Here is a 16,540-nt window from a genome sequence, read left to right on the forward strand (position 1 = left end):
GGGAAAGGTAATAAATCCCCGGTTATTGGATAATTTGTTAGCTATTTCATTCTTAGTTCGATAGCTTTTTACATACGATTTAATTTATTGTGTTAAAGAACGGAATACTAACATTTTCTTTAAATAAAATGGAAAGTTTAGCTATTGTGCTATAATTACTTTTCGTATCTTCACCGAGAAATAAATTTTGGTTCTACGTTTTTTTAATTATTAAGTTGCTGGAAATATGGTAATAGCTTATTTAAGAGTAGGAACTTCAAACAAGGAACTTCTAGAAGAACAGAAAGATGAGATTGAACGTTATGCTTCGAATCATGATATGAATGTCGATAAGTGGATTACGGATGTCACTGTCGACAAAGGGAGGGAAGATGAACGTAATCTCGCTAGGGGACTGGATCGTATGCAAAAAGGCGATAGTCTGATCTTTTCGGATATTTCCCGCTTGGGACGAACTTTGTCGGAAGTTATGGATATTATGGGACGCTGCATGGAAAAAGGCGTTCAGATCTATAGTATAAGAGACCGGTATATCCTAGACCAGGCATTGGATTTGCCAGTTATGGGAAACGTGTTCAAGTTGGTGACGGAGATCGAACACAGTTTGATGTCAATCCGTACCAAAGAGGCATTGAATCATAAGAAGAGCGCGGGAGGCCCGTTAGGCCGTCCGAAAGGATCGGCTGCAAAACAGTCTTTCCTGGATGCGAATAAAGAAGAGGTGATCAGCATGCTTGAACGCGGAGACACTGTTTTCGAAATTTGTAAACGTTTTAATGTTTCCAGAAATACCTATTATATGTTCAAACGGAACTACGGACTCTAAAACCAATCCTTTTTCCGCATGTATAGCCAGGTCGAGATTGCTGTCAGTAGCATGAGTGACCAGGCTATACCATATCCGTATTGCCAGTCCAATTCTGGCATCATCTTGAAGTTCATCCCCCATATACCAGCCAGGAATGTCAGCGGGATGAAGATCGTGGATACGATTGTCAGGCGTTTCATGATCGCATTCATGCGCAGGTCGTTATTGGATATGTAGAGATCGACCAGGGAAGATATGATTTCCCGGCAGCTTTCGGTTGTCTGGATGATGAACTGCAACTGGTCGGATAAGTCGTTATAGATGGGAAGGATGTCGGAGCTTATGATTCCGTTTTCGGTGCGCAGCAGTTTGGCAAATTGCTCTTTCAGTGGTTGGCTGTTCTTGCGGATAACCATATATTCTTTCCGACGTTGTTGGATAAGCAGCCCCATATTACCTTGGTCGTTTTTGATATCGAGCAGGGTCTCTTCTATATCCTCAAGCATTTCCTCCACTTTGGAGGCCGATTCCACTAAATTGGCAATGATCGTATTTAAAAGGAATGCCAGGAGTAGTCCGCTGTTTTTTCGGCGAATATTCAGCATATCGGATTCGATGGCTTTGTAGGCTTTTTCGAATACAGGATTGTTGCTTTCCGTGAAGCTGATGACTACGTTTCCCGTGATTAGGATGCTGATATGTTCGGAGTTGATCTCCATATTGGTGTCGTAGTAGGAAGAATTGAGTACGATAAGCATGTGTTTGTCATACTCTTCTATCTTGACTACGTGTTGGGGAGTCAGAATATCTTTGGCGTCCAGGTTATGCATCCCGAATTCATTGACGATACGCGTGACCGCCTCCGAATCAGTCAGACCGCTAACCTGGAACCAGTTGATACTATTTCCGTCGACAAATTTTTTGAACGACGTTTCGTTTGTCTTGATCTCCCGTGTGTGCAGAGTGTCGGTATTGTACTGTGTGAGGCTGATCCGGGTAACGGTATCATGCTCGCCGGCATAGAAATATCGGTCGGCAAGATGCCGGTTGGAAATATGCTTACGCTTGTGTGGATGTACATATTCTCTTCGCCTCATATCTGTTTGTTCTTATTCGAGTTCTACAACCGTAATACCCGCACCTCCGAATTGGACATGTTCGTCGTGATACTGGCGGACGCCCGGAACAGTGTGCAGGTAATCGCGTATCAGCTGCCGAAGTATGCCTGTCCCTGTCCCGTGCAGAATACGGATGCGAGCGGCACCAACCTGTATGGCATCGTCCACAAAGTAAGTAACGGCCTGTAAGGCTTCGTCCCCTCTCATACCTCTAACATCTATCTCCTGCTTGAAGTTCAATTTCTTTTCATGCATATCGTCCGCTGTCTGGACACTGACAAAAGTACTTTTTTGGATCTCTTTCTTGATTTGTCCTTTGCTGACCTTCTCCAGTTGTTCCAACTTGACTGTGCTCTTAATCATGCCGAATGCTACAACTGCCTGCTTTCCTTGAACTTCCATAACGGTTCCGGCTGAGACTTGTCCTTTGAGGCGGACGTTGTCGCCAGCTTCTATGACATCACGGTTGAAGACCTGCTTGGAGGCCGGCGCGTTTTGTTTCTGCTTTTTACGTTCTTTGCGTTCTTGCAACTTCGCCATTTTACGGGCGATCTTGCCGTCCTCTTCTTCGGCTGCTATCACAGAAGCCTTGAATTCTTCCAAGGCTTTGCGGGCAAGCTTGGTCTGTTCCTTTTCCGCCTGTGCCTCTTTGATTTCGCGGATCGTGTTTTCGATCTTTGCGTTGGCTTCGGAAAGGATACGCTGTGCCTCTTCCTTGGCGTTACGCATGATCTCTTTCCGTTGTTTGTTTACGGCTTCCAAATCCTGCTCGTAGCGGGCGGTAATATCTTCCAGCTTCTTTTCTTGTTGGCGGATATTCTGTCGCTTGCTTTCCCAATAGCGTTTGTCACGAACGATATCCTGTAGATATTTATCCATATTGATATAGTCGGAGCCGACATTAGCAGATGCATCCGCAATGACATCTTCCGGTAGGCCGATCTTCCGGGCGATCTCGACGGCGAAAGAACTTCCCGGATTACCGATCGACAGCTTAAAGAGCGGTTGCATCAGGTGGCGGTCATAGAGCATGGCGCCGTTAACGATCCCTTCCGTGTCTTTAGCGAAATGCTTCAAGTTCTGGTAGTGAGTCGTGATAACGCCGTAGCTGTGATTCCGGTTGAAACGGTCCAACAGGGCTTCGGCAATCGCACCTCCGATCTGGGGCTCCGTACCACTACCGAACTCGTCAATCAAGATTAGAGTTTTGCTGTTACAGTTCTTGACGAAAAATTTCATGTTCGTCAAGTGTGAACTGTAGGTACTCAAGTCGTTTTCAATACTTTGCTCATCTCCGATGTCAATGAACAGGTTTTCGAACAATCCCGTTTTCGAGCTTTCATATACGGGGATCAACAGGCCGCATTGCAACATATATTGCAGCAATCCGACCGTTTTCAGGCAAACGGATTTACCACCTGCGTTCGGCCCGGAGATAATCAGCAGGCGTTTTTTCTCTTCCAGGAGAATATCCAACGGGACAATCTGCTTGTTTTGTTTCTGTAACGAGAGGAAAAGCAGGGGATGCGCAGCGTGTATCCAGTCGATCTGCTGTTTGTCCTCGATGACCGGCTTGATTCCGTTTATCTGCTCGGCAAACAATGCTTTGGCGCGGATGAAGTCAATCTCGGCCAAGAACTCATAGGATTGCAGGATATCGGGGATTAACGGACGGATGAAATTTGTAAATTCCGTCAGGATCTTCATGATCTCCCTGCGTTCGTCGCCTTCCAGCTCGCGGATGCGGTTATTTGCCTCCACGACGACTTCCGGCTCGATGAAAACAGTCTTGCCGCTAGCCGATTCATCGTGCACGATCCCTTTGATCTTCCGTTTGAAAGCCGGAGCGACCGGGATCATCAGGCGCCCATCGCGCATGGTGGGAGTAATATCTTTATCTATTATACCTTCCGATTGTGCGGCGCGTAATATCGACTGCAAGCTGCGGGAGATACCGCTCATGGTAGCCGTGATCTCTTTTCGTATCTGCGCCAGTGAAGAAGAGGCATTGTCCTTCACCCGTCCGAATTTGTCGAGTATCGCGTCGATCTTTCCGATTAACTGCGGGAATACCTGAATATCGCCGGCAAGGGCGGTCAATGCCGGGTATTTGATCTCTTCTCCCTCTTCCAGGGAAGGGCGAAAGAAGCGGATAATATCGTTGATTGTCTGGAGCGAACGTTTCAGGTCGAATAGCTCTTTTTCATCTAGCCAGGTTCCTTCGGGGCGTATCCGCTTCAACGAATAACGCACATCAAAAAAATAACTGGCGGGAAACTCGTCTTCTCCGTGCAGGATACGAACAAACTCGTCAGTTTGTTCCAGACGTCGAGTTACGGTTTGATAATCGGCAGAGAATTCCATCTCTGCCACCCGTTCTTCTCCGAGCGGGCTTAAACATTTCTCTGAAATTAAACGACGGACTTTATCGAAGCCCGTTTTTTGTTCGAAATTTTGCGGATATATCACTTTCTTGTAAATGCTTTATTTTACTTCGACCGTCACGGACCGGCGAATGGTCGGGCGGACGATGATTTCCATTTTGTTTTTACCCCTTTTGATATCGAACGTACAGGCATTGTTTCCGGATGGGTTGATATACGGGGCGTAATAATATAAATATGAGTAGGTGGTCTTGTTACCGGGTTTCTGGATCGCATCGGCTACTTGTGAGTATTTGAATGTGTCCCAGAACATACAACGTTTGAAACCGTTGGCATCCGTAAACTGGGTTTTCGGATCGCGGTATTTCATCGTGTTAGTAATAAATCCTTTGTAAGCAGCGGAGAATTCTTCTGCCGTGTAATTCATTTTCTGGTCGTTGATTTTCTCTACAATATCACGGGGGCGTAATCCGGCTGCATAGGCAGGTGAGTTTTTGTCGACATCGGCGATCTGTTCCATACGGTCGATATCGTAACTCAGCCCCGTGTAGTTGTAGGTTTTCTGATTGACCTTGAACGGCACGTTACGCTGATATTTGACGTACGGATATTGCATGCACATCAATGGTGCATGGATACGGGCATATTCATCCAGGCGGTATGAGTCTTCCAACAGCTCATTTGCTTCGCATTCCCACAGGATGCGGCCCGGTACGTCACGTTGGTCGATCAGGCGGAAACCGAACTGGAGCAGGTACTCCGCTTCCGCTTCTGCAGACATCGAGTTCAGGAACGGGAATGTCTCCATCTTGCTGTGATTGAAGTTGTAGCGATAGATCGGCTCTTTTTCGACCAGGATCTTGTTCGCTCCTTTATAGTTCGGATTCTTATCGAAGAAATAGAAGGTCTGTACTATGATGTCGGGACGGTCTGTGTCGACTGTCATTCCTTTCTTGGTCAACTCCTTTTCGATGCTTTCGTTGATAGCCGTTTCCAGTTTGCTGTTATTCTCGTCTATGGCAGAGAAGGCAAAAGTCTTGAACTTTCCTAAATCTACAGGGTCGGCTGTCACGGTTGTCTTGAATGGACAGACAAATTCCCGTTCGCTGGTCGTTTCGAGGCTGTACATAGAAAAAGCGGTGGCCAATTGTTCTTCGGTAATCGCATTCCCTTTTTTGCATTCTTTTTTGACAAGCACCTGTTTAGCAGGGTTCGCCAGATTGCCGATCGTCAGTAATACCTCGTTTTTCCCGGCGGGATTCAGCATTTCACCGATCTCTTCCGACGAAATATCTGTCGTTTGCACACCGTCGATAGCTATAATGATATCATTGGTTTTAACTCCTGCGAGTTCTGCCGGCGAATAAGGGATGACACTGGTTATGACCGGTTTGTTTTTCCCCCAGTGGTCGCTTTGACTGATATCGTATGTAATTCCTAATCGGCATATATTCCGGTTTTGGGCAAAACCGGTAAGAAATGCAAATAGCAGTAAAACTGACAAAATCGCTCTCTTCATAATTAATTTCTTAATTGTTTTATTAATCTTATTATTTGTACTATGATAATAAATCATCTTTTACTACACAAAGGTAAAGATATTTTCGTTCTATAAGAACAGTTGGCAGTATATTTGATGTTATATTGGTGATTGATATCGACAAGAATAATGCCGACAGGCAGATAGTATGACCGATATAGGTATGATATCTTACTGACAATTAGATAGTAATGAAAATATATAATTGATTATGAACAAGATGAATTTTAATAGCAAGAAGGAAACTGCTGACAAAAAAGAACGCCAGGGTGCTGATGACGCGACAAAATTGCAGGATGAACAGGTAAATGCGGCAGAAGAAAATGCCACATCTGACAATGTGACGGATGAAGGTCCGGAGCAGAAGGAGCTGGAAGAATTGAAGAAGAAATATGACGAACTGAATGATTCCCACCTGCGCTTGATGGCTGAGTTCGATAACTACCGTAAACGTACATTGCGCGAAAAGTCCGAGCTGATCAAGAACGGTGGCGAAAGTGCTTTGACTCACCTGCTCCCTGTTGTCGACGATTTCGAACGTGCTTTGCAGAATATCCGTTCGGCTGAAGATATAAAGGCTGTTACGGAAGGAGTGGAACTTATCTATTCGAAATTCATGTCTTACCTGTCTCATCAGAATGTAAAACCGATCGAAACTGTCGGTGAACCGTTCGATGCTGAAACGTCTGAAGCAGTCGCCATGATTCCTGCACCGGAACCCGATATGAAGGGCAAGGTTCTGGATTATGTGCAGACCGGTTATACTTTGAACGATAAGGTGATTCGCCACGCTAAAGTTGTGGTAGGCGAATAATACGACAGGATAATGAGCAAATAACAACAGACAGATACGAAGATGGTTAAAAGAGATTATTATGAAGTGCTGGGCGTCGAGAAGACTGCCTCGGTAGAGGAAATAAAGAAAGCTTACCGTAAAAAGGCGATTCAGTACCACCCTGACAAGAATCCGGGTGACAAGCAGGCTGAAGAGAACTTCAAGGAAGCTGCTGAAGCGTATGATGTACTGAGCGATCCTCAGAAACGCCAGCGTTATGACCAGTTCGGTCATGCCGGAGTGGGAGGGGCTTCGCAGGGCGGTGGCTTTGGCGGAGGAATGTCTATGGACGATATTTTCTCACAGTTTGGAGACATCTTTGGCGGACATTTTGGTGGCTTTGGCGGTTTTGGTGGTTTTGGTGGCGGTTCACGTGGCGGTCGCCGGGTAAATCGTGGTTCGGATTTGCGTGTGAAAGTAAAGTTGAACCTGAAAGAGATCGCTACCGGAGTCGAAAAGAAGATCAAGGTTAAGAAATATGTGACCTGTTCCAAATGTCATGGCAGCGGTGCGGAGGACGATCACAGTTCCAAGACTTGTGAAACCTGTCATGGCAGCGGTGTTGTCACCCGTGTGGCCAATACGATCTTAGGACAGATGCAGACACAGACAACCTGTCCGACCTGTGGAGGCGAAGGGAAGATTATCACCAAGAAATGTAGCGAGTGCAATGGTGAAGGAATCGTGCGCGACGACGAGGTGATCACGATCAATATCCCGGCCGGTGTGGCGGAAGGCATGCAGCTCTCCATGAGTGGGAAGGGGAATGCGGCCCGTCATGGAGGTATTAACGGTGATTTGCTGATCTTGGTCGAAGAAGAGCCGCATCCGGAACTGATACGTGACGAGAACGACATTCTGTATAACCTGTTACTGAGTGTGCCTCAAGCGGCTTTGGGTGGCACAGTTGAAGTTCCGACCATCGATGGTAAGGCTAAAGTCAAAATCGAGCCAGGGACTCAACCGGGGAAAGTACTCCGTTTGCGAAACAAAGGGCTTCCCTCTGTTAACAGTTATGGAACGGGAGACCTGCTTGTAAACGTAAGTGTTTATATTCCGGAAACGTTGTCTGCGTCAGAGAAAGATATCATGAACGGCTTGGAGAATTCTCCTAATTTCCAACCGAAGAAATCTGTCAAGGAGAAGATTTTCGATAAGTTCAGACATATGTTCGATTAACATTTTGTGGCGTTTGGGAATAAAAAGGCTGTGTCAAGAATTGCGACACAGCCTTTTTATTTCCGCCATACTGATTGGCTTCCGGTCGTAAATGGAAAAGGCCTTGTTTCAAAACATGTATGTTTTGAACTCGATATCTTCTGGATGTGAAAAGAAGTATTATCCATTTATAGAAAGATAGTTGTTTTGTGGAATAAACACTGGTGCTTTGAAACAGCTGGTCAAATCTATTTTATGAATTATGTGATAATACTTGGTAAAAAGATTATCTTTGTAACCGAATTATATAAATACTCCGATGAAAATATTCAAGTAAGCCGGTTTCTATATATCGTAAATATCTTTCTGATGTAATTGCCAATTGTTCATTTTCGATTGTCGATTCTTTATTCCGGCCTTATCCTGTGCCATCCTTCGGCACGTTTGTGATTTTATCTTTTTTAGTTTATAATCTTTTAATTCAAAGAAAACTATGTGTATATCCGTACATCAGCTATGCTATGTTCATGCTGACAAAGAACCTCTTTTTCAAAACATAAACCTGATAGTCAATACAGGACAGCGTCTTGCGCTGGTGGGGAATAACGGTACGGGCAAATCGACTTTGTTGCGTATCATTGAAGGGAACCTGAAACCTTCATCGGGGGAGGTAGTGTGTTCTTCACGCCCTTATTATATTCCACAACATTTCGGACAGTTCGACAACCTGACTGTGGCGGAAGCTCTGCGGGTGGACGATCGGATAAAGGCGCTCCATGCCATTCTTGAAGGTGACGCCTCGGCAGAAAACTTTACCTGTCTGAATGACGACTGGAATGTGGAAGAACGTTGTCTTTCTGCACTTGCCTCTTGGAATCTGGAGCATCTGCAACTGTCCCAGCCGATGTGCTCGTTGAGCGGAGGAGAAAAGACGAAAGTGTTCCTTTCTGGTATCCTTGTTCATGCACCGGAAATTATTTTGATGGATGAACCGACGAATCATCTGGATGTTTCCGGCCGGGAAAAGCTATATGAGATGATCCGGAGCGGACGTTCGACCTTGTTGATTGTCAGTCATGACCGGACGTTGCTAAACCTGCTGCCTTGCATTTGTGAGCTTGAGAAAAGTGAGGTCACACTTTATGGTGGCAATTATGAGTTCTATAAAGAACAGAAAGAGTTGGCGTTGACAGCTTTGCAGAATCAGTTGAGTGAGAAGGAGAAAGAACTACGCTTGGCCCGTAAAACGGCGCGTGAAGTGATGGAACGGAAGAATAAGTCGAATGTCCGCAGTGATAAGTCGAGTTTCAAGAAAGGGATCTCACGCATGGCAGTCAATACGCTGAAAGATAAAGCCGAGAAAAGTACAGTCCGGCTGAATGATGTCCATGAGGAGAAAATGGCTTCCCTGCAAAGTTCGATTGCCAGCCTTCAGGATGTGATTCCCGATTTGCGGGCACTTCAGACAAATTTCAATTCTTCCGATCTGCACACCGGCAAGATTCTGATCACTGCGGATCAGATCAATTTCGGTTACACTTCTTCCTGCCTATGGAAGTCACCTCTGAATATTCAGGTCAGGAGTGGCGACCGTATTCATATCACAGGAAATAATGGGAGCGGAAAAACGACCCTGGTCAAATTGTTGTTAGGGGAACTGAAACCGGCGGCCGGGACGATTACACGGGCTGATTTCAGTTATCTTTATATTGATCAGGAATGTTCCGTGCTTGATCCCGGATTGACCGTGTTCGAGCAGACGGAACGTTTTAACGCCTCGCATTTGGCTGAACATGAATTGAAATCCATTTTGAACCGTTATTTGTTTCCTTACGAGACATGGGACAAGCCGTGTTTTTGCTTGAGCGGAGGTGAAAAGATCCGGTTGCTCTTTTGCTGCCTTATGATCGGAAATAATGCGCCGGATGTATTTATTTTAGACGAACCGACGAACAATCTGGATATACAAAGTGTTGAAATAATAACAGCGGCTATAAAGAGTTATAGAGGAACGGTGTTGTTGATCTCGCATGATCATTATTTTGTGAAAGAAATAAAAATAAACCGTTCTATTAAACTTTTCGATACCGGTTCTGTTATTAAGATATAGTGTTTTTCATGGTATTAGAATTAAGTTAGATTAGGTTATCCGTCCAGTTCGCGAGAATAGGACGGTTTTCTTTTTTATATCCCCCGTAGGCTTTATGGCTTGTATTTCGAATCGGTCAGGATAGCTTGGCTATCGTTGTTTTGCATCAAGGCTTCTGGGGTCGAATTCGTTTCTCGCATATATTTGTCGATAATCTGCCAGCCGAGCCAACTGCCGAGATTTCCGGGAGCGTCGCTTGCCAGGAATATGCTGGGGACGTTATCGAAGTATTTATTTGTCGTCATCAGGTCTGGCGTATAAAGATGCTTGCGTTCTATGATAGCCTTCCACAGGTTGGATTCATTCTCTTTGCACCAGTTATAGGAAGTTTCCGTGTAGCCCATGAGTACTTCAGGCTTCAGTTCAGGAAATGCTTGATGGATCAGATATTTTATTTTGCCTTCATAGATCATCCGGTCGAGCAGTACATTTTCTTTTCCTTCAAACGGATACTCGGACATCAGCCAACCGGCAAGGTAATCGGGGACGATATGCTCAGGCGTCATTAACCGGCGCTGGAAATCATAGAAGAAGTCCTGGTATAACGGATATTCCTCGCTTAAATATTTATCTATCGAGATGGACAACAGGCTGTCGCCGACCAGTACATTTTGATTGAAGCCGGAAACGTGCATATAGATGGCCGGAATCTGCATCGAAGGAAAACAGGTCTTCAACCATGTGAAACCGTTACCGAGAGCTTGCTCGATCTGAGAAACATTGTCATATTGACGGACAGCATCGGTATATAACCCCTTCAAAGTCGGTTCGGAATAGTAGTTGGCCAATTTGTCGAAGAAGCCGGGCATTGCCGGAGACTTCATGTTTAGGATACCTTTTCCCAATATGTCGAGCATTTGCGGGTATTCGCGAACAAGCCTGGCTTGCATGGAGGAGTCGTTCGTTTCGACCAGCTTTAAAAGCTCCTTGTCGAAACGATTGATCTTGACTGGAGCGGCCGAAGTGACAGCTGCCGGGATATGGGAATTCTGTCCGTTACAACTGAAAAGGTAAAATGACAGAGAGAATATCAGCAATAATTTCGCTTTCATAGGAATATCATTAATAAATTATACGCACCATCATACCGGTTCATTTTTATAAAAACGAATGTCTCCCGGTTATATTGTGCAATCCATTCTTATTATTATCTTTGCACCCCTTTTTATCAGACAATATGCAATTTACGAACAAACAAATTCTGCAAATAACATTCCCCGTCTTGATGAGTCTATTGATGGAACACATGATCGGGTTGACCGATACGGCCTATTTGGGGCGGGTAGGAGAAGTCGAGTTGGGAGCGTCGGCATTGGCGGGAGTCTATTACCTTGTGATTTATATGCTTGGCTTCGGTTTCAGTATAGGCGCGCAGGTATTGATAGCTCGGCGAAACGGCGCACAAGAATATAAACGGATTGGGCTGGTCTTCCTGCAGGGGACGTTTTTCCTGTTGCTGCTTGCCTCGTTGCTGTTTACGGCTTCACATCTGTATTCGCCTTTCTTTCTGCGCAAACTGATCGGTTCCGATGATGTCTACCAGGCTACGATGAAGTATGTGGACTGGCGTGTCTATGGCTTTTTCTTCTCCTTTGTCGCCGTTATGTTCAGGGCTTTTTATGTCGGTATTACAAAGACAAAGATCCTGACGATAAATTCGGTCGTGATGGTGTTAGCCAATGTAATGCTGAACTATGTCCTGATATTCGGGAAGTTCGGATTTCCGGCGTTGGGGATTGCCGGAGCGGCGATCGCTTCATCGATCTCGGAAGCTGTTTCGGTGCTGTTCTTCATTCTTTATACGTGGAAGAAAGTCGATTATAAGAAATACGGGTTGTTTGAGTATTCGGGTATAGATTTCCGGATGTTGAGGCAGATATTGGGTGTTTCTATCTGGATTATGATTCAGCACGGGATTGCTTTTTTAGGCTGGTTCGTGTTCTTTGTCGTGATGGAGCATCAGGGAGAGCGGCCGTTGGCGATTACGAATGTGGTGCGAAGCATTTCTTCGTTTCTGTTTATGTTTGTCAATGCCTTTGCTTCGACCTCCAGTTCGCTGGTCAGCAATCTGATTGGTGCTGGAAAGCCGGAACAGGTGATGGGATTGTGCGGGCGTATGATACGGATTTGCTATTACTTCGTTTTGCCGCTCGGTATTCTGATTGCCCTATTCCCGGAACTGGTATTGCGCATTTACACGGATAATCTGGATCTGATTGCCGGTTCTGTATCATCCCTTTGGGTGATGCTTTCCTCTTATCTAATTGCGGTTCCGGCCTTTATCTTCTTTTTCAGTGTGTCGGGAACGGGAAATACGCAGACGGCATTGCTGATTGATATGGCAAGTATCTTTGTCTATGTTCTCTATGCACTGTGGGTCGGTATCCGGATGCATGCGGATGTGGCGGTCTGCTGGACAACGGAGCATGTCTACGATTTGATGATCCTGTCCGCTTTCTTCTATCTCTGGAAAGGAAACTGGCAGAATAAAAAACTGTGACAACTTATCTGGAATTACCGTTTTATCAATACGGTAAGCCGTAGGGAAAGATCGAAAAAGACCATCTTTGCGTTCACATTTTGCGTCACATGCCGTTCCGCTTTTGCCAACTCGTCCATGATGTCGATCACATTCCGTTCATTGATGAAAGGAGCGAACTTCACGGCAAATCCAGCTTCGTCCGTATTCATATAATTGAGTTCCGGCGACTGGAACCGGTACATGAAGTTCTCGCGTATCAGATGCTGGCAATAAGAAAGAAAGTTCTTCTGCCGTTCACGCCCGATACTTGCCAACACGTCTGCCATGTCTTTCATGCCTCTGACATTACGCGCCCAGGAGTTGCGCATCATGCCTTTGAATTGTTCCAGGTAGAACTTGTTCTCTTCCCCCAGGCTGATTGCCTCGACCGCTTTCAGGTAACTGCCGTTTGCCAGATGGGCGACATGCTTGGCATCTTCGGGAGTCAGGTTGAACCGGGAAATCATGGAGGCGGCGATATCTTCCGGATGAATGCCACGTACGTTGATACGTTGCGCACGGGACAGGATGGTTCCTAAAACCAGGTCGGGAAGTTCCGATACCATCAGGATCACCGTGTTCCGGGGAGGTTCCTCAATGATCTTCAGGAGTTTGTTGGCACAGGTCGGGTGGAGTTTTTCCGGTAGCCATACCAACAGGATGCGGTAAGTCGCTTCGTATATCTTAAGGCTCAGTTTCCGGATAATCTCGTCGCTCTCTTTCGAGTAGATCAGAGCTTGTGAGTTGCCGGCATCGATATAATCCAGCCAGCCGTCTATATCGAAATAGGGACGGTCTTTCAGGAAACCTCTCCATTCGGTGAGGTAATCGTCGCAGACATCTTTTTTCTTATCCTTCTTGGAAACGATCGGGAACACGAAATGAAGGTCCGGGTGGGCCAACTCGTTATACTTCAGGCATGACGGACAATGCCCGCATGAATCCGTTTCCGTCCGGTTCGTACAGTTCAGATAACGTGCGTAAGCCAGTGTGAGAGGAAAGGCGCCTGCACCCCCCTGTTCCGTGAATAGCTGGGCATGCGGGACGACACCTGTCTGTGCCGAATGTATAAGCCGTTTTTTTATTTCTTCCTGACCGATAATATCCTTGAAGTACATGTTGCTCCTTATTGAGTTGATAGAGCAAAGGTACGAATAATCGAGGAAATAAGAAACCTCATCTTAATGTGCGATCTGTATTTTCTCTTTAATGCATTTACCAATAAAAAGCACAAGCAAAAAAGGATATAAGGCTAAATCCATTGCGATAAACAGTATGTATTTCATCTTCGTAAAATTTATTATTTCGTCGATAAGACTAAGATGCTTGGAAAAACCCCTATCCGATAACAAACTTTTTTCATTTTGTTGTATGTTTTTGGTGTATTGCTTACTTCTATTGCCTGATCGATAAAAACTGAGACGGTGATTTGTGTTTTTTTTGCAGTTGACAAAATGTAATATTTTTTCTTATGATTATTCTTGTGAAGATAGTTTTGAATATGTTTTAATTGTTTTGTTTCGGTATTTGATTTCAAAATGATAGTATTATCTTTGCATTGTAAAAAAGAAAATTACATAAATACGGATTGTATTATGAATGTATGCAAAGATGACGCTTCTATTCTGATTATATATACGGGAGGTACTATCGGAATGATAGAAAATCCTGAGACGGGCTCTTTGGAGGCCTTTAATTTTGAACATTTGGAGGAGCATGTACCCGAACTGAAAAATCTCGGATATAAAATATCGTCTATTCAATTTGATCCACCGATGGATTCATCGGAGATGGGACCGGATTCATGGATGAAAATCGTGCATGTCATTGCGGAACATTATCATGATTACGATGGCTTTGTCGTTCTGCATGGGACCGATACGATGGCCTTTACCGCTTCCGCTTTGAGCTTTATGCTGGAAAATCTGAGTAAGCCCGTGGTTCTGACCGGTTCACAGCTTCCGATCGGTATGCTTCGTACGGATGGAAAGGAAAACCTGATTACGGCGATAGAGATTGCCGCCGCCCGTGAAAACGATATGCCGCTGGTTCCTGAAGTCTGTATTTTCTTTGAGAACGACCTGCTGCGCGGAAACCGTACCAGCAAGACGAATGCGGATAATTTCAATGCGTTCCGTTCCTATAATTATCCTCCGTTGGCACATGCCGGTATTTCGATTAAGTATGATGTCTCCCAGGTTTACCATCCGGTATCCCGGAAACCGCTGAAACCTCATTACTTGTTGGACCGGAATATTGCAATCTTGAAAATATTTCCTGGAATTTCTCCGCAGGTTGTGGAAAGCATCTTGAATATTCCCGGCTTGAAAGGCGTCGTGATGGAAACATTCGGTAGCGGGAATGCGCCCGGATATGACTGGTTGCTGGAGATGTTGAAGGATGCGGTCGAACGGGGGATCGTCATTGTCAATGTCACCCAATGCCTTGCCGGGAGCGTGGAAATGCACCGCTATGAAACCGGTCGCAAATTGTTGCAGGCCGGCGTGGTGAGCGGTTACGACAGCACGACCGAATGTGCGGTTGCCAAGTTGATGTTCCTGTTCGGGCATGGTATGACGCCGGACGAAGTAAAGGAACATCTGAATTGTTCGCTGATCGGGGAGATTACGATTGCTTGAAAATATAGTTCCTTCGGCATGAAAACATCGTTTCATAGGCATGGAAATGTAGTTTCGTGCTTTCAATACACCTCTTTTGCCACCTTATAGACGCTATCCGATGCCATCATCGTATAGAAATGTAGGCTCGGAACGCCGTGTGCAATCAAGTCTTTGCATTGCTGGATGCACCATTCGACACCGACGGCTTTCGCTTCATCATCCGTTTTGCATTTACGAAGTTCTGTTGCAAACGGTTCGGGAATGTCCGAACGGAATATCTTAGGCAGCACGGTGAGCTGGTTCTTGAATACGATCGGCTTGATACCCGGAATGATGGGGACCGTAATGCCTTCCGCCCGGCATCGGTCTACGAATGCGTAATATTTTTCATTGTCGAAAAACATCTGTGTCACCAAGTAGTCCGCCCCGTTCTTTACTTTCTCTTTCAGATAGAAAATATCCGATTCCATATTGGGGGCTTCTTCATGCTTTTCCGGATAGCAAGCCATTCCGTAAGAGAACGGTGTTTCATTGGCTTCGAAAACAGATCCGTCGATGGCGATCCCTTTGTTGAAGTCGTTCACTTGCTGCTGGAGGTCGGTTGCATGTTCGTGGTATATGTCCGTTTTTTGTCCGGCTTCCAGTGTTTTTACATCTCCACGGAGCAACAACAGGTCATAAACACCTAAAAAGTTCAGGTCGATCAATGCATATTCCGTTTCATCTTTTGTAAATCCCTTGCATATAATATGAGGAACAGCCGTTATGCCATATTTATTCTGGATAGCCGAAGCGATGGCGACCGATCCGGGACGTTTGCGGATGTTGACTTTCTGAAAGCTACCATCTGGCAAAGTCTTGTAGATATATTCGCTGTGATGGGATGTTATATTAATGTATTTAGGATCGAACTCGATCAGTTTGTCTATGACATTATATACTTTCTGTATGCTGTTTCCTTTCAACGGAGGAAGTATTTCAAATGAGAAAGCAGTACTCTTGCTGCTATTGATCAGATCGATTACTTTCATGTTATTTATTTATTTGGGTGGACAAATGTACATAAAAAACAGTTATGTTTGTCTGCCCAATATGTTGATTGTTTATGTTGTTTGAATTTTCCACGTGTCGATATTCCGTGTTTCGTTGCTGAGTTTCCATCATGTCTTTTTGTTGCTTCTTCACAAAGATACGATATAATCTGCAATTTGCATCTATCGTTCTTGTTATTTTTGCCGTTTTTGAAGGGGTAAATGAGTGTTAAAATAGACAATATCTCTCTTTAAAATGTGATTTTGGGTTAAAATCTTGATTGATAGTGAGGTGTAGGAATCTTATATCTGTTAAAAAATATTACCCTTGCGTGTAATTTGAATTAAATGGGGTATAAAATCGAATTAGATGCA

At 44.9% G+C, this 16,540-nt stretch carries 12 protein-coding genes; 6 read left to right on the forward strand and 6 right to left on the reverse strand.

Annotated elements, in window-relative coordinates; translation table 11 throughout:
• Positions 1-226: 226 nt before the first annotated feature.
• Positions 227-826, forward strand: a complete 600-nt coding sequence (locus NQ542_RS03665; RefSeq protein ID WP_005639215.1) for a recombinase family protein — start codon at positions 227-229, stop codon at positions 824-826.
• Here NQ542_RS03665 and corA read toward each other — a convergent pair.
• Genes corA through NQ542_RS03680 form a run of 3 tightly spaced genes read right to left on the reverse strand, consistent with a single transcriptional unit; the run spans position 823 to position 5,829 of the window.
• Complete coding sequence (gene corA / locus NQ542_RS03670) at positions 823-1,905, reverse strand: magnesium/cobalt transporter CorA (protein ID WP_005639217.1); 1,083 nt, start codon at positions 1,903-1,905, stop codon at positions 823-825. The two genes, NQ542_RS03665 and corA, sit on opposite strands and share 4 nt — an antisense overlap.
• 12 nt (positions 1,906-1,917) lie before the next feature.
• A complete protein-coding gene (locus tag NQ542_RS03675) occupies positions 1,918-4,395 on the reverse strand; it encodes an endonuclease MutS2 (protein WP_005639219.1) in 2,478 nt (825 codons plus the stop codon).
• Positions 4,396-4,410: 15 nt separating this feature from the next.
• A complete protein-coding gene (locus NQ542_RS03680; RefSeq protein ID WP_005649985.1) occupies positions 4,411-5,829 on the reverse strand; it encodes a PDZ domain-containing protein in 1,419 nt (472 codons plus the stop codon).
• 232 nt (positions 5,830-6,061) lie between these two features.
• Between NQ542_RS03680 and NQ542_RS03685 the strand changes: the two genes are divergently transcribed.
• From NQ542_RS03685 to NQ542_RS03695, 3 genes are all read left to right on the forward strand, one after another.
• Positions 6,062-6,664: a nucleotide exchange factor GrpE gene (locus NQ542_RS03685; protein WP_005639221.1), complete on the forward strand. Its 603-nt coding sequence runs from the start codon at positions 6,062-6,064 to the stop codon at positions 6,662-6,664.
• 42 nt (positions 6,665-6,706) lie between these two features.
• A complete protein-coding gene (gene dnaJ / locus NQ542_RS03690) occupies positions 6,707-7,864 on the forward strand; it encodes a molecular chaperone DnaJ (protein WP_005639222.1) in 1,158 nt (385 codons plus the stop codon).
• A gap of 472 nt (positions 7,865-8,336) precedes the next feature.
• Positions 8,337-9,953 (forward strand): ABC-F family ATP-binding cassette domain-containing protein, encoded by a 1,617-nt coding sequence (locus NQ542_RS03695; protein ID WP_005639225.1) that lies wholly within the window; start codon positions 8,337-8,339, stop codon positions 9,951-9,953.
• A 92-nt stretch (positions 9,954-10,045) separates the two neighbouring features.
• Here the strand turns inward: NQ542_RS03695 and gldB are convergent, their stop codons facing one another.
• Entirely contained in the window at positions 10,046-11,044 is a 999-nt protein-coding gene (gldB, locus tag NQ542_RS03700; protein ID WP_005639226.1) for a gliding motility lipoprotein GldB, read from the reverse strand.
• 125 nt (positions 11,045-11,169) lie between these two features.
• Between gldB and NQ542_RS03705 the strand changes: the two genes are divergently transcribed.
• On the forward strand, positions 11,170-12,492 hold the full coding sequence (locus NQ542_RS03705) for an MATE family efflux transporter (RefSeq protein WP_005639227.1): 1,323 nt from the start codon (positions 11,170-11,172) through the stop codon (positions 12,490-12,492).
• Positions 12,493-12,506: 14 nt separating this feature from the next.
• On the opposite strand, the gene NQ542_RS03710 is transcribed toward NQ542_RS03705, so the two are convergent.
• Positions 12,507-13,631 (reverse strand): DNA polymerase III subunit, encoded by a 1,125-nt coding sequence (locus tag NQ542_RS03710; protein WP_005639228.1) that lies wholly within the window; start codon positions 13,629-13,631, stop codon positions 12,507-12,509.
• 477 nt (positions 13,632-14,108) lie between these two features.
• Between NQ542_RS03710 and NQ542_RS03715 the strand changes: the two genes are divergently transcribed.
• Positions 14,109-15,152: an asparaginase gene (locus NQ542_RS03715; RefSeq protein ID WP_005639236.1), complete on the forward strand. Its 1,044-nt coding sequence runs from the start codon at positions 14,109-14,111 to the stop codon at positions 15,150-15,152.
• A 62-nt stretch (positions 15,153-15,214) separates the two neighbouring features.
• Here the strand turns inward: NQ542_RS03715 and metF are convergent, their stop codons facing one another.
• The gene (gene metF / locus NQ542_RS03720) at positions 15,215-16,165 is read right to left on the reverse strand and encodes a methylenetetrahydrofolate reductase [NAD(P)H] (protein WP_005639238.1); all 951 of its coding nucleotides are present in this window, start codon (positions 16,163-16,165) and stop codon (positions 15,215-15,217) included.
• Positions 16,166-16,540 lie beyond the last annotated feature (375 nt).

Source organism: Parabacteroides merdae ATCC 43184, from assembly GCF_025151215.1.
GTDB classification, from domain to species: Bacteria; Bacteroidota; Bacteroidia; order Bacteroidales; family Tannerellaceae; genus Parabacteroides; species Parabacteroides merdae.